The organism is Thermus sp. KWY1 (assembly GCF_057547025.1).
In genome coordinates this window covers 194,643-211,842 of the sequence record NZ_BAAJPG010000023.1, presented here as the reverse complement: position 1 = coordinate 211,842, position 17,200 = coordinate 194,643, and the positions used below count along the sequence as shown (strand labels likewise).

Genomic DNA, 17,200 nt, shown 5'->3' with positions numbered 1-17,200 from the left:
CCCTCCCGGCTTAGGTTTAGATGAGGCCCTCCAGGGCCTCGATCTTCTGCCCGGCGGCCACCTGCACGATGGCCTTCTTGCGGTCGGGGCGCTTGCCCAGGTAGCGGCCCAGGCGCTTCTTCTTGCCCCGCACCGTCATGGTGTTCACCCCCACCACCTTGACCTTAAAGGCCGCCTCCACGGCGTTTTTGATCTCCGTCTTGGTGGCCTTGGGGTGGACCCAGAAGGTGTACTTGCCCTCGGCGAAGCCGGCGTAAGCCTTTTCGGAAAGCACCGGGGCCAGGATCACGTCAAAGGCGGTCTTCATGCCTCACCCCCCATGCGGGCCTGGAAGGCCTCCCAAGCCGCCAGGTCCATGACCAGGCGCTCGGTGCGCAGGATGTCGTAGACGTTTAACCCCTCCGGCGCCAGGGTCACCACCCAAGGGAGGTTCCGGGCAGACCGGCGCACCAGCTCGCTGGCCGTCACCAGGAGCACGCTTTCCGAGCCGTCTAGCCCCGCACCCTTAGCCCAGGCCAGAAACTCCTTGGTCTTGCCGTTAACCCCGGCGAAGTCCTCCACCAGAAGGAGCTTACCCTCCTTGGCTCGATCGGCCACGGCCATGGCCAACCCCGCCTGCCGCACCTTCTTGGGCAGGGTGTAGCTGTAGTCCCGGGGCTTGGGTCCGAAGACCGTACCCCCGCCCACGAAGATGGGGGCGCCGATGTCCCCGTGGCGGGCCCGCCCGGTGTGCTTCTGGGGATAGATCTTGCGGCTGGAGTAAGCCACCTCGCCCCGGGTCTTGGTGCTGGCCGTCCCCCGGCGCCTTTTCGCCAGCTGCCAGCGCACCACCTCCCATAGGAGATGGGGGTTAACCTCCTGGGGGAGATCGGCGGCAAGCTCCCGCTTGCCGGAAGAGGAGAGAACAGGAATCTGGTACACCATGCCCTCCTTTACTTGGCCACCTTCTTGGTCTGGCGCACCAGCACCAGGCCCCCGTTGGGTCCCGGCACGGCCCCCTTGACCAAGAGGAGGTTCTCCTCGGGGATGACGTCCACCACCTCGAGGTTCATCACCGTGACCCGCTCGGCCCCGTAGCGGCCGGCCATCTTCTTGCCCTTGTAGACCCGGCCCGGAGTCTTGCGGTTCCCGATGGACCCGGGGTGGCGGTGGATCTTGTGGGCGCCGTGGGAATCGGGGCCGCCAGCGAAGTTCCAGCGCTTCATCACCCCCGCCGTGCCCCGGCCCTTGGAGGTGCCGGTCACGTCCACCCGCTCGCCAGCCTTAAAGATTTCCACGGTCACCACGTCGCCCTCAGGGTTGAAGTCGCGGATCTCCTTCAGGATGCGCACCGGACCCACCCCGGCCCGGGCGAAATGCCCCTTCATGGGCCGGTTGACCCGCTTGGGATTCTGGGGCAGGAACCCCAGCTGGACGGCCGTGTACCCGTCCTTCTCCGGGGTCCGCCGCTGGACCACAGGGCAGGGCCCAGCCAGGATCACGGTGACGGGAATGGCCCGGTCCTCCCGGTAAATCCGGGTCATGCCCACCTTCATGCCCAGGATGCCCTTCATTTGCCACCCCCCACGGTCTTGATCTCAATCTCCACCCCGGTGGGCAGGTCTAAGGACATGAGGCTCTCGATGGTCTTGCGGTTGGGGTTCAGGATGTCCACCAGGCGGTGGTGGGTGCGAAGCTCAAAGTGCTCCCGGGAGTCCTTGTGCTTGAAAGGACCCCGGATCACGGTGAAGCGCCGCACCCGGGTGGGCAGGGGCACGGGACCCGAGACCTGGGCCCCGGAGCGCCGGGCGGCCTCCACGATCTTCTGGGCCGAGGCGTCCAGGGTCTTGTGGTCAAAGCCCCGTAGCTTGATGCGGATCTTGGGCATGCTTCACCTCACTCCAGGATCTTGGTGACCACGCCGGCGCCCACGGTCCGCCCACCCTCACGAATGGCAAACCGCAATCCCTCCTCCAGCGCCACCGGCTTGATCAGCTCCACCGTAAACGTCACGTTGTCCCCCGGCATCACCATCTCCACCCCAGAGGGCAACTCCACCACCCCCGTCACATCCGTCGTCCGAAAGTAAAACTGCGGACGGTACCCAGAAAAAAACCCCGTGTGCCGCCCGCCCTCCTCCTTCTTCAAGATGTACACCGAGGCCTCAAACTTCGTGTGCGGCGTAATGCTCCCGGGCTTCGCCAGCACCTGGCCCCGCTCCACTTCCTCCCGGCTTACACCCCGGAGCAACAAACCCACGTTGTCCCCAGCAATCCCCTCCTGCAGCGTCTTACGGTGCATCTCCACACCCGTCACCACCGTCTTCCGCGTCTCAGGAGCCAAACCCACAATCTCCACCTCGTCCCCAACCTTCACCTTCCCACGCTCAATACGACCCGTGGCCACCGTCCCACGACCCGTGATCGTAAACACGTCCTCCACCGGCATCAAGAACGGCTTGTCCACGTCCCGCACCGGCGTGGGAATGTACTCGTCAATCGCGTCCAACAACTCCCAAATCTTATCCACCCACTCGTTCTCCCCACGCTTCGTCTGGGGGTTCTTGTGCATCTGCTCCAGCGCCAGCAGCGCGCTCCCACGGATCACCGGAACCTCGTCCCCAGGAAATTCGTACTGGTTCAGGAGGTCCCGCACCTCCATCTCCACCAGGTCCAGAAGTTCCGGGTCGTCCACCATGTCCACCTTGTTCATGAACACCACGATGTACGGCACCCCCACCTGGCGAGCCAGCAAAATGTGCTCCCGCGTCTGCGGCATCGGTCCGTCCGCCGCCGACACCACCAGAATCGCCCCGTCCATCTGTGCCGCACCCGTGATCATGTTCTTGATGTAGTCCGCGTGCCCAGGGCAATCCACGTGCGAATAGTGCCGCTTCGCCGTCTCGTATTCCACATGCGCCGTGTTGATGGTAATCCCCCGCGCACGCTCCTCCGGCGCCTTGTCAATCTCCCCGTAGTCCTTCACCTCCACGTTCGGGTTCTCCGCCGCCGCCACAAACGTCAAAGCCGCCGTCAGCGTCGTCTTCCCGTGGTCCACGTGCCCAATCGTCCCCACGTTCACGTGAGGCTTCGTACGGATAAACTCGCCCTTGGCCATCTTCGCTCTCCTTTCCGTATGCGGGGCAGGCCCGAAGGCCCACCCCCAGGCATTCCTACTGACCCTTGATGAGCTTCTCCTGCACCTGCTTGGGGACTTCCTGGTAGTGGTCGAAGAACATGACGAAGGAGCCCCGGCCCTGCGTCTTGGAGCGCAGGTCGGTGGCGTAGCCGAACATCTCCGCCAGGGGCACGTAGGCCCGGATCACCTGGGCGTTCCCCCTGGGCTCCATGCCCAGGATCTGGCCCCGGCGGGAGTTCAGGTCGCCGATCACGTCGCCCATGTACTCCTCGGGGGTGGTGACCTCCACCCGCATGATGGGCTCGAGGATCACCGGGTCCCCCTTCTGCACCGCCTCCTTGATGGCCATGGAGCCGGCGATCTTGAAGGCCATCTCGCTGGAGTCCACCTCGTGGTAGGAGCCGTCGTAGAGGGTCACCTTCACGTCCACCACGGGAAAGCCGATCAGGGGGCCCGACTGCATGGCCTCCTCAATCCCCTTCTGCACCGCAGGGATGTACTCCTTGGGGATCACCCCGCCCACGATGGCGTTGACGAACTCAAAGCCGCTACCCCGGGGCAAAGGCTCGGCCTTGATCTTCACGTGGCCGTACTGACCGCGGCCACCGGTCTGGCGGATGAACTTACCCTCCACGTCCACGGGTCGGGTGATGGTCTCGCGGTAGGCCACCTGGGGCTTGCCCACGTGGGCGTCCACCTTGAACTCCCGCTTCAGGCGGTCCACGATGATCTCCAGGTGGAGCTCGCCCATCCCGGAGATGATGGTCTGGCCGGTCTCGGGGTGGGTGGAGACGCGGAAGGTGGGGTCCTCCTCCGCCAGGCGGGCCAGGGCCTGGGAAAGCTTGTCCTGGTCCGCTTTGGTCTTGGGCTCGATGGCCACGTCGATGACCGGTTCGGGCACCTCAATGGACTCCAGGACGATGCGCGGGGCATCCTCGCCCACCAGGGTGTCCCCGGTGATGGTTTCCTTGAGGCCCACCACCGCCCCAAGGTCGCCGGCTTTGAGCTCCTCCACCTCCTCGCGGTGGTTGGCGTGCATCCTGAGAAGCCGGGCCACCCGCTCCTTGCGGCCTTTGGTGGTGTTGTAGACATAGGAGCCCGAGGTGAGGGTGCCGGAGTAAACCCGGATGAAGGTGAGGCGGCCCACGTAGGGATCGGCCATGATCTTGAAGGCCAAGGCCGCCAGGGGGCCGTCGGGGTCGGGGTAGATCTCCACCTCCTCCCCTTCGGGGGTGGTGCCGCGAATGGGGGGGATGTCCAAGGGGGAGGGCAGGTAATCCACCACCGCATCCAGGAGAAGCTGGACCCCTTTGTTCTTCAAAGCGGATCCCAGGAACACGGGGGTAATCTGGATGGCGATGGTGCCCTTGCGGATGGCCGCCACCAGCTCCTCCTCGGTGGGCTCCTCGCCCTCGAGGTACTTGAGCATCACGTTCTCATCGAAGTCGGCGGCCACCTCGATGAGCTTCTCGTGGTACTCCCGGGCCTGGGGCAGGTACTCCTCGGGGATGGGAACCTCGCGGATATCCGTGCCCAGGTCGTTGCCGTAGGTGTAGGCCTTCATCCGGAGCACGTCAATGATCCCCGAGAAGGTATCCTCCCGGCCAATGGGAAGCTGCATCACCACCGGCCTGGCCCCCAGGCGCTCCTGCATGGTGCGGATCACCAGCCAGAGGTCGGCCCCCGTCTTGTCCATCTTGTTGGCGAAGGCGATGCGGGGAACCTTGTACTTCTCCGCCTGGCGCCAGACGGTCTCGGACTGGGGCTCCACCCCCTGGCTGGAGTCGAAGACCACGATGGCCCCGTCCAGAACCCGCATGGAGCGCTCCACCTCGATGGTGAAGTCCACGTGGCCCGGGGTATCGATGATGTTGATGCGGTGGTCCTTCCAGAAGCAGGTGGTCACGGCGGCGGTGATGGTGATGCCCCGCTCCCGCTCCTGCTCCATGAAGTCCATGGTGGCCGCACCCTCGTGCACCTCACCGATCTTGTGGATCTTGCCGGTGTAGTAAAGGATGCGCTCCGTGGTGGTGGTCTTACCGGCATCGATATGGGCGGCGATGCCGATGTTGCGGAGCCTCTTTAGGTCGTACTCTACCTTAACCGCCATGGCTTACCACCGGTAGTGGGCGTAGGCGCGGTTGGCCTCGGCCATGCGCTCCACGTCCTCCTTCTTCTTGACCGCTCCGCCCTTGCCCTCGGCCGCATCCATGAGTTCATGGGCGATGCGCACGGCAGCCCCCCGCTCGGAACGGGCGTTGGCCGCCTGGACCAGCCAGCGCAGGGCCAAGGACTGCTGCCTCCTGGGGGAGACCTCCATGGGCACCTGGTAGTTGGCCCCACCCACGCGGCGGGAACGCACCTCCATCCGGGGCTTCACGTTCTCCACCGCCTGCTTAAAGACCTTCAAAGGCTCCTGCCCGGTCTTCTCCTGGATGATGCGGCAGGCATCGTAGAAGATGCGGGCGGCCAGGTTCTTCTTGCCATCCCGCATGATCTTGTTGATGAAGGCCGACACCACCACATCCCCGTAGACCAGGTCGGGCTGGAGTTGGCGTACCTCTGCTCTTCTTCTCCGTGCCATAGCTCACCTACTTCTTCTTGGCCGGAGCCGCGCCCTTGGTCTCCTTGGGCTTCTTGGTTCCGTACTTGGAGCGGCTCTTCTTGCGGTCCTTCACGCCCTGGGTGTCGTAGACCCCGCGCACGATGTGGTAGCGCACACCCGGCAGGTCCTTCACACGGCCACCCCGGATGAGGACCACGGAGTGCTCCTGCAGGTTGTGCCCCTCGCCGGGAATGTAGGCGGTCACCTCGTACCCGGAGGTAAGGCGCACCTTGGCCACCTTACGCAAGGCGGAGTTGGGCTTCTTGGGGGTTACGGTGCGCACCACGGTGCACACCCCCCGGCGGAAGGGCGAGCCCTTCAAGGCCGGAACCTTGCTCTTCTTCTGGACCTTCTCGCGGCCCTTTCTGACCAGCTGGTTGATCGTCGGCAGTGCCACCACTCCCTTCTTCTTGGACTTGCCCCCGTGTTCTCAAGATCCACCCGGGGGAAGCGCCTTCCCCCGACGTTCGCCCACACAGGGCAGCACCCTCAGGACCAGGGGGCTGGCCCTGAGGGCCCTCAACTTGACTAGTGTACAGGGCAAGAGGCATTTTGGCAAGCGAGGCAAAGGAAAACCCCGCCAGCCGGCGGGGCTTAAAGGGATGGGCTTGGCCTGGAGCCGGTGGCCGGATTCGAACCGGCGGCCTACCGCTTACGAGGCGGTTGCTCTACCGCTGAGCTACACCGGCCCGCCCTAAAGAGTCTAGGGCAGGAGGCTCTTTTTGGCAACTACCTGAGCACCACCCCGGGCTGGACCCTTAGGGCCCGGAAGAGGGGCAAAAGGGCGGAAAGGAAGGTGGCGACCAGGCTTGCGCCGCTCACCAGAAGGAAGTCGGAAAGGCGCATCTCCACGGGCAGGTGGGTGAGGAAGTAAAGCTCCCCGGGAAGGTCCAGCGGGCGCAAGGAGAGGTAAAGGGAAAGGAGATAGCCAAGGAGGTTTCCTAAAAGAACGCCTCCCGCGCCCAAAAAGACCCCCTCGAGGGCAAAGACCAAGCCCACGGTGAGCCTCGAGGCGCCCATGGCCCGAAGGAGGGCGATCTCCGGGGTCTTCTCCACCACCTTGAGCACCAGAAGGTTGGCCACCCCCAGGGCGGCCACCGCCACAATCAGGAAGATCAGGATGCCCAGGACCCGCTTCTGCAGGGAAAGCTGCTCCAAAAGGGTGCGCTGGGTGTCCTGCCAGGCCTGGGGGAAAAAGCGGGTGCCGGCAAGGGCCACCCCTATCTCCTTGGCCCGCCAGGGGTCCTTAAGGTGCACCTGGTACCCCTGGGCCCGTATGCCGGAAAGCCTCTCCACCGTTTTCAGATCCACGAAGGCATAGGCGGAGTCCAGGAGGTAGTTGCCCGTGCGAAAGGTGCCCAAGACCTTAAGCTCCACCCGCTCCTGGGTAGCGGACAGAGCGTAAAGCCGATCCCCCACAAAGGCCCCTAAGGATTGCTGCAAGGCCGAGCCCAGGTAGATGCCCCCGGGTTCCAGCCTTAAGCCCAGCTCCGGATAAAGGGCTTCCCCACCCTGGCCCAGGCCCACCAGGGTGGCGAAGTCCACCCCCGGGCCCCTGGCGCCCTCCGCCGGGCGGGTTAAAAGGGCCTTGGTGGCGGCGAAGGGGGCGTAGGCTTCCACCTCCGGGTGTTCCCGTGTGGGAAAGGGGGGAAGCTCCTCGCTCAGGCTGAAGAGGACCAGGTGGGGGTAGGCCTTCAAGGTGGCCCGCACCAGGCCGCTGACAAAGCCATTGGTGAGGGAGAGGGCGGTGAGGAGGACCGCCACCCCCACCCCCACCCCCAAAAGGGCCAGCCCCGTCTGCAGGGGTCTACGCCGAAGGTGGGCCAGGGCCAGGAAGAAGGCGAAGCGCACGCCCTAAGGATAAGGAAACTCTTGGCCTTTAGCGCCTGGGGTACTCCACCACCTCGAGGCTCACCACCCTGCGGCCAAAGCGCAGGGCTGTGGCCCGGTCGGGAAGCCAGACGTCCACCTTCTCCCGCATCCTGGGGTGCATCACGTCGGCCACCACGAAGATGCGGTCCCGGAAAAGGTAGTCAAACTGCCCGCGGCCCCGGCCGTACACGGAACCCAGGTCCTTAAGGCGCACCTTGGTGCCATAGGGCAGAACCTTGAGGAGGTCCGGGCTCACCGCCAGGACCCCCAGGCGGGTACGTATGCCGGTGGCGGTGATGAAGGGGGTGGAGTCGGTCTCCCGCACGCTGGAAGTGTAGGCGGTGGCCTCGAGGACCATGGTCTTCTGGCCCGCCATCTGGGCCCAGGCCCCGGCAACGGCCAGGGCGGAAAGGAGCACAATCAGCAAACCCCGCATAGCGCCCCTGAGTATGCGGGTCAAACCTGGAGGTTTCTGAGAACCATGAAGGGGGGGCCTCATCCAGGCCGCCCCCCAGCAGAGATGGAACGATTACAACAACTCAGGAACCCCGCAGGAAAGGGACAACTTTCGGATGCCTTGCATTAGAGATTCCTTAAGCCTCTTTACCCCACGCTAAGCCCTGTCAAAGAAGCCTAGGGGCAGGGGGTGGGGGAAATCTCCAGCTGGTACCGGCCGCTATTTTCCTCGTCAAACCCCGCCCGGGCCAGGCCCCTATCCCGCACCACCAGAAGGGTGGCGGGGGAGATGGGGGCACAGTTCATCACCGGGTCCAGGACCAGGGGGCTTGAGTCTTGGGGCGAAGAGTAAAGGAGGGCCACCAGGTCCAGGGGTCCGGAATAGGTGAAGCGGAGGTACCCCGTGGCGGCAGAAACGTTATACCGGTCAAACTCCCCCACGAACTCTATGGCCCCCTGCCTGGTTCCGGAGGTGAAGGCTTCCTCGTTCCCTGCCGGATTAGGGGTAAAGGGATCGGCGTAGAGGGTTACCCGATCCTGGCTTAGGGCGTAGTTCTCCACCCGCAGGTAAAAGACCTGGCCCGCCTGCCCCTTGAAGTTCAGGCGGTACCCGGGGTCGGTGGTGATCTGGGGGCGCAGGGAAAGGGGAGCAAGCTCCTGCCTGGCGGCAAACCAGTTCCGGGCCACGCTCACCGCCTGCACCACTCCCCTGTCGTCCAGAAGCACCAGGCGGAGCCGGGCCCTCCCTTGAAGGTCCGCAGAAACCGCACTCACCCTCACCGCTTGGTTCTGGTCTAGGGCTATGCGGTATACCTTTACCCCCGGCCTTAGCTCCCCACCGCTCTCCTGGGCTGGGGGCAGGTCAGCGATCTTCGAATCTCCCACAGACAGGTCCCCGCTCACGGGCGGGGTACCCTGGAGATTGCAAGCCCCTAGGGCGAGAACCACCAAGCCCAGAACCACTCCTCTGGTCATCCACCACATAAAACCCCCCTTTCCCTCAGCATAGCCCGGGAAAGGGGAAAGGAGCTTAGGCTTTCTTTAGGCTACTCCAAGACCCCCAGGTAGGCGTAGAGGTCGGGACCACCGGGAAGGATCTCCACCACGAGCCCCGGGAACTTCCTGGCCACTTCCTCGGCCTTTTCCTTGGGGGTGTTGGGGCCCAGGAAAAGGGTGAGGATCTCCTTGTCTTCTCCGGCCAGGCGGATAAGGCCCTCCAGCACCTCCTCGGGGGTTTCCCCCATGAGGACCAGCCTTCCATCCAGAAGCCCGATGGGTTTATCCTTCAGGACCTTGACCCCATCCACCTCGGCGTCCCGGCTGGCCCAGGTGACCTCGAGGGTCACCGCCCCCTTCAGGGCCTCCTCCATCTCGGGAAGAAGCTCCTCCACCTCCGCCTCGGGCAGGTAGCGCACCGCCGCCGCCAGGCCCTGGCCCAGGGTGCGGGTTTTGAGCACGTACACCTCTTTGCCCTGGGCTTTGGCCAGCTCCGCCGCCTTCTCCGCCGCCAGGAAGACGTTCGGGTTGTTGGGCAGGAGGATTACCTTGGGGCTGGCCACGCTCCTTATGGCGGCCAGCAGGTCCTCCACGCTGGGGTTTTGCGTCTGCCCTCCCGCCACCACCCGGGCCCCCAGGCTGCGGAAGACCCGACTCGGGCCATGCCCCAGGGCCACCGCCACCAGGCCCGTGGGAGGAGGGGCCTCCTCCCCTGCCCCCACCATGGCCAGGATCTCCGTGTGCTGCTCGGTCATGTCCTCCACCTTGGTGCGCACCATGCGGCCAAAGCGGGCCACGGTGGCCAGGAGGCCATCGGGGTCGTCGGTGTGGATGTGCCCCTTCACATACCCCTCGGCCCCCACCACCAGCAAGGAGTCCCCGAAGGGCGCCACCGCCTCCCGGATCCGCTCAATGGGCACCTCCACCCCCTCCATGAGGAACTCCGTGCAGTAGCCGAACTCCTCGGTGGCGAAGGCGGTCTGGGCGTAGCGCTCCACCTTGGGGGGCTCGGGCAGGGGAAGCCTAAGGAGATATCCCCGGATGCCTTCCAAAAAGCGCACGTACCCCGCACCCCCAGCGTCCACCACCCCCGCCTGCTTCAGCACGGGAAGGAGGTCCGGGGTCTTCTCCAGGGCCCTTTGGGCTGCGCCAAGGGCATTTTCCAGGGTTTCCTCGAGGGTCTCCCCTTGGGCTCCTTCCCCAGCCGCCCGGGCCACGGTGAGGATGGTGCCCTCCACCGGCTTCATCACCGCCTTGTATCCGGTTTCCGCCCCCAGGCGCAGGGCCTCGGCCAGGGTGGAAGCATCCAGCACCTCCTTTTTGCGGAGGGCCTCGCTGAACCCCTTCAGGATCTGGGAAAGGATCACCCCGCTGTTCCCCCGGGCTCCCAAAAGGCTCCCGTAGGCGATGGCCCGGGCCACCTCGGGCATCCTGGAGGTGTCGGCCAGATCCAGCTCCCGCCGGGCGGACTGGAGGGTGAGGTGCATGTTGGTGCCCGTATCCCCATCGGGGACGGGGTAGACGTTGAGGGCGTTGATCTCCTCTACGAACACGGAAAACCAGTCCGTGGCGTAGCGGAAGGCCTCGGCCACCTCCCCGGGGCTCAGGCTAGCCACGCCCCACCCCCACCACGTGCACCCGCACCTGGGAAAGCTCCACCCCGGCGAGCTTCTTGGCAGCAAAGGCCACCCTCTCCGCCAGGGACTCCACCACCGTGGGGATGCGGGTGCCCACCGCCACCACCACGTAGAAGTCCACGGCGTACTTGCCGGGGCTGGCCGGGTCCTGGCGCACCACCACGCCCTCGCTGGCCTCCTGCCGCCCCAGAATGCGCACCACCTGATCCTTAAGCCCTGCCGGAGCCATCCCCACCACCCCCGGCACCTCGTGGGCCGCCAAGGCCAGCAAGGAGGCCAAAGCCCCCTCGGTTACCGTCACCCGTCCTTGCATCCTACCTCCTTAGGGCCTCCTCCGGGGGAGTATAGGGCAGGCCGAAGGCCTCCGCCACCCCGGGATGGGTGAGAAGCCCTTGGTGGGTGTTCAAGCCCCTAAGAAGAGCGCCATCCTCCAGGAGGGCTTGAAGGCCCTTCTCCGCCAGCTTCAGCACGTAGGGGAGGGTCTGGTTGGTGAGGGCGAAGGTGCTGGTCCTGGGCACCGCTCCCGGCATGTTGGCCACCCCGTAGTGCACCACTCCCTCCACCACGTAGGTGGGCTCGGCGTGGGTGGTGGGGCGGATGGTCTCCACACACCCTCCCTGGTCCACGGCCACATCCACGATCACCGAGCCCTCCTTCATGAGGGGAAGCATATCCCGGGTGACCAGCTTGGGGGCCTTGGCCCCCGGCACCAAAACCGCCCCGATGAGGAGGTCGGCATGCTGGATGCTCTTCTTGATGTTGGCCTCGGTGGCGGTAAGGGTAACCACCCGGCCCCCGAAGATGTCGTCCAGGTACTGAAGGCGCTTATGGTTCACATCCAGGATGGTCACCTGGGCTCCCATGCCCAAGGCGATCTTGGCGGCGTTGGTGCCCACGGTGCCACCCCCCAGGATGACCACGCTGGCCGGGGCCACCCCGGGAACCCCCCCAAGAAGCACCCCCCGCCCCCCGTGGGGCTTCTCCAGGAACTGGGCCCCCACCTGGGGGGCCATGCGCCCCGCCACCTCGCTCATGGGCACCAGGAGGGGCAGGGAGCCATCGGGAAGCTGCACGGTTTCGTAGGCTATCCCCGTGACCCCGCTTCGCAGCATGGCCTCGGTGAGAACGCGGTCAGCGGCCAGGTGCAGATAGGTAAAGAGGATAAGCCCGGGGCGCAAAAAGGGATACTCCTCAGGGAGGGGCTCCTTCACCTTCACCACCATCTCAGCCCCCCAGGCCTCTTCCCGGCTCACCAGCTCGGCCCCCGCCCGCTCGTACTCGGCATCGGATAGGCCGGAGCCCACACCCGCCCCCCGCTCCACCAAGACGGTATGCCCCCGCTTGACCAGGCTTTCCACCCCACCCGGGGTCATGGCCACGCGGTTTTCCAGGGTCTTGATCTCCTTGGGTACGCCGATCACCATACTACGCCTCCTTTACAAAGACACGCCGTATCTTGAGCTTGAAGCCATCCCCCTCAGCGATGGCCAGAAGCCTTCTTCGGGAGTCCACCAGGGCCACATAGCCCAAGGCGGGGATGGGCAAGGGCACCCCCTCCAGCACCCGCCGGGCCTCGGTGTGGGATAGCTCCACCACCGGAAAGGGCAGGACATCGGTCTCGGGGATGGCCTTTTCCGGGGAGAGTTCGGAAAGCCTCACCGCCCGCTCCAGCCCCACCTTGCCGATGCGGGTGCGCACCAGCCCGGAAAGGAAAGCCTTGGTCTTGAGCTTCTCCCCCAAGTCCCGGGCAAAGGCCCGCACATAGGTGCCGGGGCCCACCACCAGGCGAATCACCGCCGTGGGGTAGGGACCCAAGGGCTTGGGAAGCTCCACCTTGCGCCCGCCCTTTTCCGCAAGCCGCCAGCCCTTGGCCGAAGGAGCGATGGGATGGGGTATGGGCTCGGGGTCCAAGGCCAGGAGTTCCACCTCCAGGTACTTTACCGGCCTCGGGCCAAGCTCCAAGGGCTTCCCCTCCCGAGCGGCCTCGTAGGCTCTTTTTCCTCCCACCTTGATGGCGGAGTAGAGGGGAGGCACCTGCTCCTTGAGCCTCAAAAAGGAAGGGAGAACGCTTTCCAAGTCCTTGCGGTCAAAGCGCACCGGCGCTTCCTCGCTCACCGGCCCTTCCGCATCCAGGGTGGGGGTGGTGGCCCCGAAGGAAACCCAGGCGATGTACTCCTTGTCCTCCCCCGAGAGGAAGGGAACCAGCTTGGTGCTCTCGTCGGAAACCAGAAGGAGAAGGCCCGTGGCCAGGGGATCCAGGGTTCCGGTATGCCCCACCCGGCGGGTACCAAGAAGGCGCCTCGCCTCCTCCACCGCATCATGGGAGGTGAGGTGGAGGGGCTTGTCCACCGCATAGAGGGCCATGCCTAGGGGATTGTATCACCACCCGCCAGGGGAAAGAATGGAGGCATGGACCTAGAAGGCCGTTACCCCAGCCTTTCCTTCACCTGGCCCCGGCCCGGGGTGCTGGAGATCACCCTGCGGGGGGGAAAACTCAACGCCTTGGGCCCCGAAGCCCACCGGGACTTGGCCCGCATCTGGCGGGACTTAGGGGAAATCGAGGAGGTCAAGGCCGTTCTTTTGAGGGGCGAGGGTGGGGTCTTCTCCGCCGGGGGTTCCTTCGCCCTCATCGAGGAGATGCGCTCCTCCCACCAAGCCTTGATGCGGGTCTTTTGGGAGGCGAGGGAGCTGGTGCTCGGGCCCATGGACTTCCCCAGGCCGGTGGTGGCCGCGGTGGAGGGGGTGGCGGTGGGAGCGGGGCTGGCCTTGGCCCTGGCCAGCGACGTGGTGGTGGTGGGCAAGAAGGCCAGGCTTCTGGACGGTCACCTTAGGCTTGGGGTAGCGGCCGGGGACCATGCGGTCCTCCTGTGGCCCCTCCTGGTGGGCATGGCCAAGGCCAAGTACCACCTCCTCCTCAATGAACCCCTCACCGGGGAAGAAGCGGAGCGGGTGGGCCTGGTGGCCCTGGCCGTGGAGGATGAGAAGGTGTACGAAAAGGCCCTCGAGGTGGCCACGCGCCTGGCCGAAGGCCCCAAGGAGGCCCTGAGCCTCACCAAGCACGCCCTGAACAACTGGTTCCGCAGCTTCGTGCCCCACTTTGAGGTGTCCTTGGCCCTGGAGTTTTTGGGGTTCCAAGGAGAAGCACTGGAAGAAGGGCTACGGGCGCTTAAGGAAAAGCGCAAACCCCAGTTCTAGCATGGAAAAACCCCTGCGCCTACAGGCCTTCCTGGCCCGCGCCGGCGTGGGAAGCCGCAGGAAGGCGGAGGAGCTTATCCGCCAAGGCCGGGTGCGGGTGAACGGAAGGGTGGCCGTCTTGGGGCAAAAGGTGAACCCGGGGGACGCGGTGGAGGTGGACGGGAAACCCGTGGAACCCCCCCGGGAAAGGATCGTCCTGGCCCTCCACAAGCCCAGGGGCTACACCACCACCCGCCATGACCCCCACGCCCAAAAGACGGTCTTTGACCTTCTGCCCGATATCCCGGGTCTCCATCCCATAGGCCGCCTGGACCGGGACTCGGAGGGGCTCCTCCTCCTCACCAACGACGGCCACCTGACCCTCCGCCTCACCCACCCCCGCTACGGGGTCAGGAAGGTCTACCGGGTCTATACCGAAAGGGGCACCCTACCCCTGGCCATTTGTCAGCGGCTTTTAGAGGGAGTGGACCTCGAGGATGGCCCTGCCCGAGCCCTGGCCTGCCGGCCGGCTCCCGGGGGTGCCCTCCTCACCCTGGCGGAAGGCCGGAAGCGGGAAGTGCGAAGGATGCTGAAGGCCGTGGGCTACCCGGTGAAAAGGCTCATCAGGCTCCAGGTGGGACCCATCCACCTGGGCCACCTACCCCCGGGGAAGTGGCGGCAACTTTCGCCAAGGGAGGTGGAAGCCCTTTTACGGGAAACCCCGGTAGAATAAGGGCCATGTTCACTGCGGGGAACGGACCCGTGCAAATCCCGGCCGAGGCCATAGAGAAGCGGGTAAAAGAGCTGGGAGCCCAGATCGCCCAGGACTACCAGGGAAAAACCCCCCACCTCATCTGCGTGTTGAACGGGGCCTTCATCTTCATGGCCGACTTGGTCAGGGCTATCCCCTTGCCCCTGACCCTGGACTTCATCTCCATCAGCTCCTACGGGAACGCCTACCGCAGTAGCGGCGAGGTGGAGCTTTTGAAGGACCTCCGCCTGCCCATCCACGGCCGGGATGTCATCGTGGTGGAGGACATCGTGGACACCGGGCTCACCCTCTCCTACCTCCTGGATTACCTCGAGGCCCGCAAACCCGCCTCGGTGCGGGTGGCCGCCCTCCTCTCCAAGCCCAGCCGGCGCCAGGTGGAGGTGCCCATCCACTACCTGGGGTTCGAGATCGAGGACGCCTACGTCTACGGCTACGGCCTGGACCGGGCCCAGTTTGACCGCAACCTGCCCTTCATCACTTCCATCCGCCCGGAGGAAGAATGAAGTACCTGGACCTGATCGCCGTTCTCTTCGCCGCCGTGCTTTTGGTTTCCAACGTGGCCTCCACCAAGCTGGTGGTGTTGGGGCCCCTTACCTTTGACGGCGGTACCCTGCTTTTCCCCTTGGCCTACATCTTCGGGGACGTGCTCACCGAGGTCTACGGCTATAGGCGTAGCCGCCGGGTGATCTGGCTCGGCTTTTTTGCCCTTCTCCTGGCCACCCTCACCTTCCAGGGGGTAGCCGCCCTCCCCGCCCCCAAGGATGAGGAAAGCCAGCGCTTCGCTCAGGCCTTCGGCCTCCTTCTGGGCCTTACCCCCAGGATCGTCCTGGGAAGCCTCCTGGCCTACTTCGTGGGGGAGTTCGCCAACGCCTATGTCCTGGCCAAGCTTAAGGTGAAGACGGAAGGGCGCTTCTTTTGGCTTAGGGCCCTCACCTCCACCCTGGTGGGCCAGGGGCTGGACACGGGCATCTTCCTCCTGGTGGCCTTCTACGGGGTTTTCCCTCCGGAGGTGCTTTGGGCGGTCTTCCTCTCCAACTACGTGTTCAAGGTGGGGGTGGAGGCCCTCATGCTCCCCATCACCTACGGGGTGGTGGGCTTCCTTAAGCGGGTGGAAGGGCTTGACGTCTACGACCGGGACACGGACTTCAATCCCTTCCGCTTGGCGTAAGCTTTAAGGGGATGCCGGGAGTCGCCATCATAGGAGCCCAGTGGGGGGACGAGGGCAAGGGTAAGGTGGTGGATGCCCTCGCTCAGGAAGCCGATTACGTGATCCGCTACCAAGGCGGGGCCAACGCTGGCCACACGGTGGTGGCGGAGGGGCGGGTTTTCAAGCTGAACCTTCTACCCTCGGGGGTCATCCATCCCCATGCGGTGAACATCCTGGGGGACGGGATGGTCATAGATCCCTTCCGCTTCCAGGAGGAGCTTGAAGCCCTGAGGAAGGAGGGGTTTAACCCTCAGGTGCTGGTTTCGGAACGGGCCCACCTGGTCCTTCCCCACCACAAGCACGTGGAAAGCCGCCATAACTTCGTGGGTACCACCGGTCGGGGCATCGGCCCCGCCTACTCCGACCGGGCCAGGAGGGTGGGGATCCGGGCTGGGGACCTCCTAAAGGAAGAGGTGTTGAGGGAACGGGTGCGCCGCCTCCTTTTGGAAAAACCCAACTCCACCCGGGAAGCGGGCTGGGACACGGAGGAAAAGGCCCTGGCCGACCTCTATCGGATGCGGGAGATCCTGGCCCCCTTTGTGGCGGACACCGGAAGCCTCTTGCGGGAGGCCCTAAAGCGGGGCAAGCGGCTTCTCTTTGAGGGGGCCCAGGCCACCCTTTTGGACCTCAACTACGGCACCTACCCCTATGTGACCAGCTCCCACCCCACGGTGGGAGGCATCCTGGTGGGCACAGGGCTAAACCACAAGGCCATCACCAAGGTGTACGGGGTGGCCAAGGCCTACGCCACTCGGGTGGGGGAGGGTCCTTTCCCCACGGAGCTCCAAGGGAACTTGGCCCATTACTTAAGGGAAAGGGGCGGGGAGTACGGCACCACCACGGGCAGGCCCAGGCGGGTGGGCTGGCTGGACCTGGTGGCCCTCAAGTACGCCTGTGAGGTGAACGGCTTTGACGGCCTGGCCATCACCAAGCTGGACGTGCTCTCCGGGTTGGACAGGATCAAGGTGGCGGTGGAATACCTGGATGGGGCCCGGCCCGGGGAGGCAAGCCCCGAGGCCGTGCGCTACCTGGACCTCGAGGGCTGGGGGGACCTTTCCGGGGTGCGAAGCCGGGAGGACCTTCCCCCATCCTTAAGGCGCTACCTGGAGCTCATCGAGGAGTACACCGGGGTACCGGTGGTCCTCTTTTCCACAAGCCCGAGACGGGAGGACACCTTCGGGGCGGTGAGCTGGGTCTAAGGCCACCCCACCCCCCCTGGCGAAAGCCAGGGTAGGGGGCCGGCAGATCCCTTCCGCAAGCCTGCCTCCAGGACCCTACCCCCTTAGGAAGGCCACGTACCGCTCCAAAAGCCCGTAGGCCTCCCCGGAGGCCAGGACCTCCTGGGCCAGGCGCACCCCCTCCCG

At 65.2% G+C, this 17,200-nt stretch carries 20 protein-coding genes and 1 tRNA gene; 5 read left to right on the top strand and 16 right to left on the bottom strand.

Going from position 1 to position 17,200, the window contains the following annotated elements:
* Nucleotides 1-16 precede the first annotated feature (16 nt).
* The 16 genes from AC27GT_RS07715 to truB form a co-directional block, all read right to left on the bottom strand.
* Nucleotides 17-307 (bottom strand): 50S ribosomal protein L23, encoded by a 291-nt coding sequence (locus tag AC27GT_RS07715; protein WP_015718106.1) that lies wholly within the window; start codon nt 305-307, stop codon nt 17-19.
* Complete coding sequence (gene rplD / locus AC27GT_RS07710) at nt 304-924, bottom strand: 50S ribosomal protein L4 (RefSeq protein ID WP_487223887.1); 621 nt, start codon at nt 922-924, stop codon at nt 304-306. Before rplD ends, AC27GT_RS07715 begins: the two co-directional genes overlap by 4 nt.
* An 8-nt stretch (nt 925-932) precedes the next feature.
* Entirely contained in the window at nt 933-1,553 is a 621-nt protein-coding gene (gene rplC, locus AC27GT_RS07705; protein ID WP_019550493.1) for a 50S ribosomal protein L3, read from the bottom strand.
* Nucleotides 1,550-1,867 carry a 30S ribosomal protein S10 gene (gene rpsJ / locus AC27GT_RS07700; RefSeq protein WP_015718109.1) on the bottom strand — a complete coding sequence of 106 codons (318 nt, stop codon included), beginning with the start codon at nt 1,865-1,867 and terminating at the stop codon, nt 1,550-1,552. The genes rplC and rpsJ overlap by 4 nt, the downstream gene beginning before the upstream one ends.
* Before the next feature lie 8 nt (nt 1,868-1,875).
* Complete coding sequence (tuf, locus tag AC27GT_RS07695) at nt 1,876-3,096, bottom strand: elongation factor Tu (RefSeq protein ID WP_015716104.1); 1,221 nt, start codon at nt 3,094-3,096, stop codon at nt 1,876-1,878.
* A gap of 55 nt (nt 3,097-3,151) precedes the next feature.
* The gene (gene fusA / locus AC27GT_RS07690; protein ID WP_487223886.1) at nt 3,152-5,227 is read right to left on the bottom strand and encodes an elongation factor G; all 2,076 of its coding nucleotides are present in this window, start codon (nt 5,225-5,227) and stop codon (nt 3,152-3,154) included.
* Nucleotides 5,228-5,230: 3 nt separating this feature from the next.
* The gene (gene rpsG / locus AC27GT_RS07685; protein ID WP_015718111.1) at nt 5,231-5,701 is read right to left on the bottom strand and encodes a 30S ribosomal protein S7; all 471 of its coding nucleotides are present in this window, start codon (nt 5,699-5,701) and stop codon (nt 5,231-5,233) included.
* Between the two features lie 7 nt (nt 5,702-5,708).
* Nucleotides 5,709-6,122 (bottom strand): 30S ribosomal protein S12, encoded by a 414-nt coding sequence (gene rpsL / locus AC27GT_RS07680; RefSeq protein ID WP_019551715.1) that lies wholly within the window; start codon nt 6,120-6,122, stop codon nt 5,709-5,711.
* A 214-nt stretch (nt 6,123-6,336) separates the two neighbouring features.
* A tRNA-Thr gene (locus AC27GT_RS07675) sits at nt 6,337-6,411 on the bottom strand.
* 40 nt (nt 6,412-6,451) lie between these two features.
* The gene (locus AC27GT_RS07670) at nt 6,452-7,573 is read right to left on the bottom strand and encodes an ABC transporter permease (protein ID WP_487223885.1); all 1,122 of its coding nucleotides are present in this window, start codon (nt 7,571-7,573) and stop codon (nt 6,452-6,454) included.
* A gap of 28 nt (nt 7,574-7,601) precedes the next feature.
* Nucleotides 7,602-8,030 (bottom strand): 3D domain-containing protein, encoded by a 429-nt coding sequence (locus AC27GT_RS07665; protein ID WP_487223884.1) that lies wholly within the window; start codon nt 8,028-8,030, stop codon nt 7,602-7,604.
* A gap of 197 nt (nt 8,031-8,227) precedes the next feature.
* Entirely contained in the window at nt 8,228-9,025 is a 798-nt protein-coding gene (locus AC27GT_RS07660; protein ID WP_487223883.1) for a hypothetical protein, read from the bottom strand.
* Between the two features lie 71 nt (nt 9,026-9,096).
* Nucleotides 9,097-10,662: a DAK2 domain-containing protein gene (locus AC27GT_RS07655; RefSeq protein ID WP_487223882.1), complete on the bottom strand. Its 1,566-nt coding sequence runs from the start codon at nt 10,660-10,662 to the stop codon at nt 9,097-9,099.
* Nucleotides 10,655-10,996 carry an Asp23/Gls24 family envelope stress response protein gene (locus AC27GT_RS07650; protein ID WP_038070455.1) on the bottom strand — a complete coding sequence of 114 codons (342 nt, stop codon included), beginning with the start codon at nt 10,994-10,996 and terminating at the stop codon, nt 10,655-10,657. Before AC27GT_RS07650 ends, AC27GT_RS07655 begins: the two co-directional genes overlap by 8 nt.
* Nucleotide 10,997: 1 nt before the next feature.
* A complete protein-coding gene (gene ald / locus AC27GT_RS07645; RefSeq protein WP_487223881.1) occupies nt 10,998-12,107 on the bottom strand; it encodes an alanine dehydrogenase in 1,110 nt (369 codons plus the stop codon).
* A 1-nt stretch (nt 12,108) separates the two neighbouring features.
* A complete protein-coding gene (truB, locus tag AC27GT_RS07640) occupies nt 12,109-13,047 on the bottom strand; it encodes a tRNA pseudouridine(55) synthase TruB (RefSeq protein ID WP_038028385.1) in 939 nt (312 codons plus the stop codon).
* 45 nt (nt 13,048-13,092) lie between these two features.
* Between truB and AC27GT_RS07635 the strand changes: the two genes are divergently transcribed.
* Genes AC27GT_RS07635 through AC27GT_RS07615 form a run of 5 tightly spaced genes read left to right on the top strand, consistent with a single transcriptional unit; the run spans nt 13,093 to nt 17,035 of the window.
* Nucleotides 13,093-13,878 (top strand): enoyl-CoA hydratase/isomerase family protein, encoded by a 786-nt coding sequence (locus tag AC27GT_RS07635; RefSeq protein WP_487223880.1) that lies wholly within the window; start codon nt 13,093-13,095, stop codon nt 13,876-13,878.
* A gap of 1 nt (nt 13,879) precedes the next feature.
* Nucleotides 13,880-14,590 carry a pseudouridine synthase gene (locus tag AC27GT_RS07630; protein WP_487223879.1) on the top strand — a complete coding sequence of 237 codons (711 nt, stop codon included), beginning with the start codon at nt 13,880-13,882 and terminating at the stop codon, nt 14,588-14,590.
* A gap of 5 nt (nt 14,591-14,595) precedes the next feature.
* Complete coding sequence (hpt, locus tag AC27GT_RS07625; protein WP_015718122.1) at nt 14,596-15,132, top strand: hypoxanthine phosphoribosyltransferase; 537 nt, start codon at nt 14,596-14,598, stop codon at nt 15,130-15,132.
* Complete coding sequence (locus AC27GT_RS07620) at nt 15,129-15,797, top strand: queuosine precursor transporter (RefSeq protein ID WP_015718123.1); 669 nt, start codon at nt 15,129-15,131, stop codon at nt 15,795-15,797. Before hpt ends, AC27GT_RS07620 begins: the two co-directional genes overlap by 4 nt.
* An 11-nt stretch (nt 15,798-15,808) precedes the next feature.
* The gene (locus AC27GT_RS07615) at nt 15,809-17,035 is read left to right on the top strand and encodes an adenylosuccinate synthase (RefSeq protein ID WP_015718124.1); all 1,227 of its coding nucleotides are present in this window, start codon (nt 15,809-15,811) and stop codon (nt 17,033-17,035) included.
* Nucleotides 17,036-17,200 lie beyond the last annotated feature (165 nt).

What these genes read in the sequence shown, in the direction of transcription:
- AC27GT_RS07715 (WP_015718106.1), bottom strand. Translation starts at nt 307, where the DNA reads ATGAAGACCGCCTTTGACGTGATCCTGGCCCCGGTGCTTTCCGAAAAG.
- rplD (WP_487223887.1), bottom strand. Translation starts at nt 924, where the DNA reads ATGGTGTACCAGATTCCTGTTCTCTCCTCTTCCGGCAAGCGGGAGCTT.
- rplC (WP_019550493.1), bottom strand. Translation starts at nt 1,553, where the DNA reads ATGAAGGGCATCCTGGGCATGAAGGTGGGCATGACCCGGATTTACCGG.
- rpsJ (WP_015718109.1), bottom strand. Translation starts at nt 1,867, where the DNA reads ATGCCCAAGATCCGCATCAAGCTACGGGGCTTTGACCACAAGACCCTG.
- tuf (WP_015716104.1), bottom strand. Translation starts at nt 3,096, where the DNA reads ATGGCCAAGGGCGAGTTTATCCGTACGAAGCCTCACGTGAACGTGGGG.
- fusA (WP_487223886.1), bottom strand. Translation starts at nt 5,227, where the DNA reads ATGGCGGTTAAGGTAGAGTACGACCTAAAGAGGCTCCGCAACATCGGC.
- rpsG (WP_015718111.1), bottom strand. Translation starts at nt 5,701, where the DNA reads ATGGCACGGAGAAGAAGAGCAGAGGTACGCCAACTCCAGCCCGACCTG.
- AC27GT_RS07665 (WP_487223884.1), bottom strand. Translation starts at nt 8,030, where the DNA reads ATGCGGGGTTTGCTGATTGTGCTCCTTTCCGCCCTGGCCGTTGCCGGG.
- AC27GT_RS07660 (WP_487223883.1), bottom strand. Translation starts at nt 9,025, where the DNA reads ATGACCAGAGGAGTGGTTCTGGGCTTGGTGGTTCTCGCCCTAGGGGCT.
- AC27GT_RS07650 (WP_038070455.1), bottom strand. Translation starts at nt 10,996, where the DNA reads ATGCAAGGACGGGTGACGGTAACCGAGGGGGCTTTGGCCTCCTTGCTG.
- ald (WP_487223881.1), bottom strand. Translation starts at nt 12,107, where the DNA reads ATGGTGATCGGCGTACCCAAGGAGATCAAGACCCTGGAAAACCGCGTG.
- truB (WP_038028385.1), bottom strand. Translation starts at nt 13,047, where the DNA reads ATGGCCCTCTATGCGGTGGACAAGCCCCTCCACCTCACCTCCCATGAT.
- AC27GT_RS07635 (WP_487223880.1), top strand. Translation starts at nt 13,093, where the DNA reads ATGGACCTAGAAGGCCGTTACCCCAGCCTTTCCTTCACCTGGCCCCGG.
- AC27GT_RS07630 (WP_487223879.1), top strand. Translation starts at nt 13,880, where the DNA reads ATGGAAAAACCCCTGCGCCTACAGGCCTTCCTGGCCCGCGCCGGCGTG.
- hpt (WP_015718122.1), top strand. Translation starts at nt 14,596, where the DNA reads ATGTTCACTGCGGGGAACGGACCCGTGCAAATCCCGGCCGAGGCCATA.
- AC27GT_RS07620 (WP_015718123.1), top strand. Translation starts at nt 15,129, where the DNA reads ATGAAGTACCTGGACCTGATCGCCGTTCTCTTCGCCGCCGTGCTTTTG.
- AC27GT_RS07615 (WP_015718124.1), top strand. Translation starts at nt 15,809, where the DNA reads ATGCCGGGAGTCGCCATCATAGGAGCCCAGTGGGGGGACGAGGGCAAG.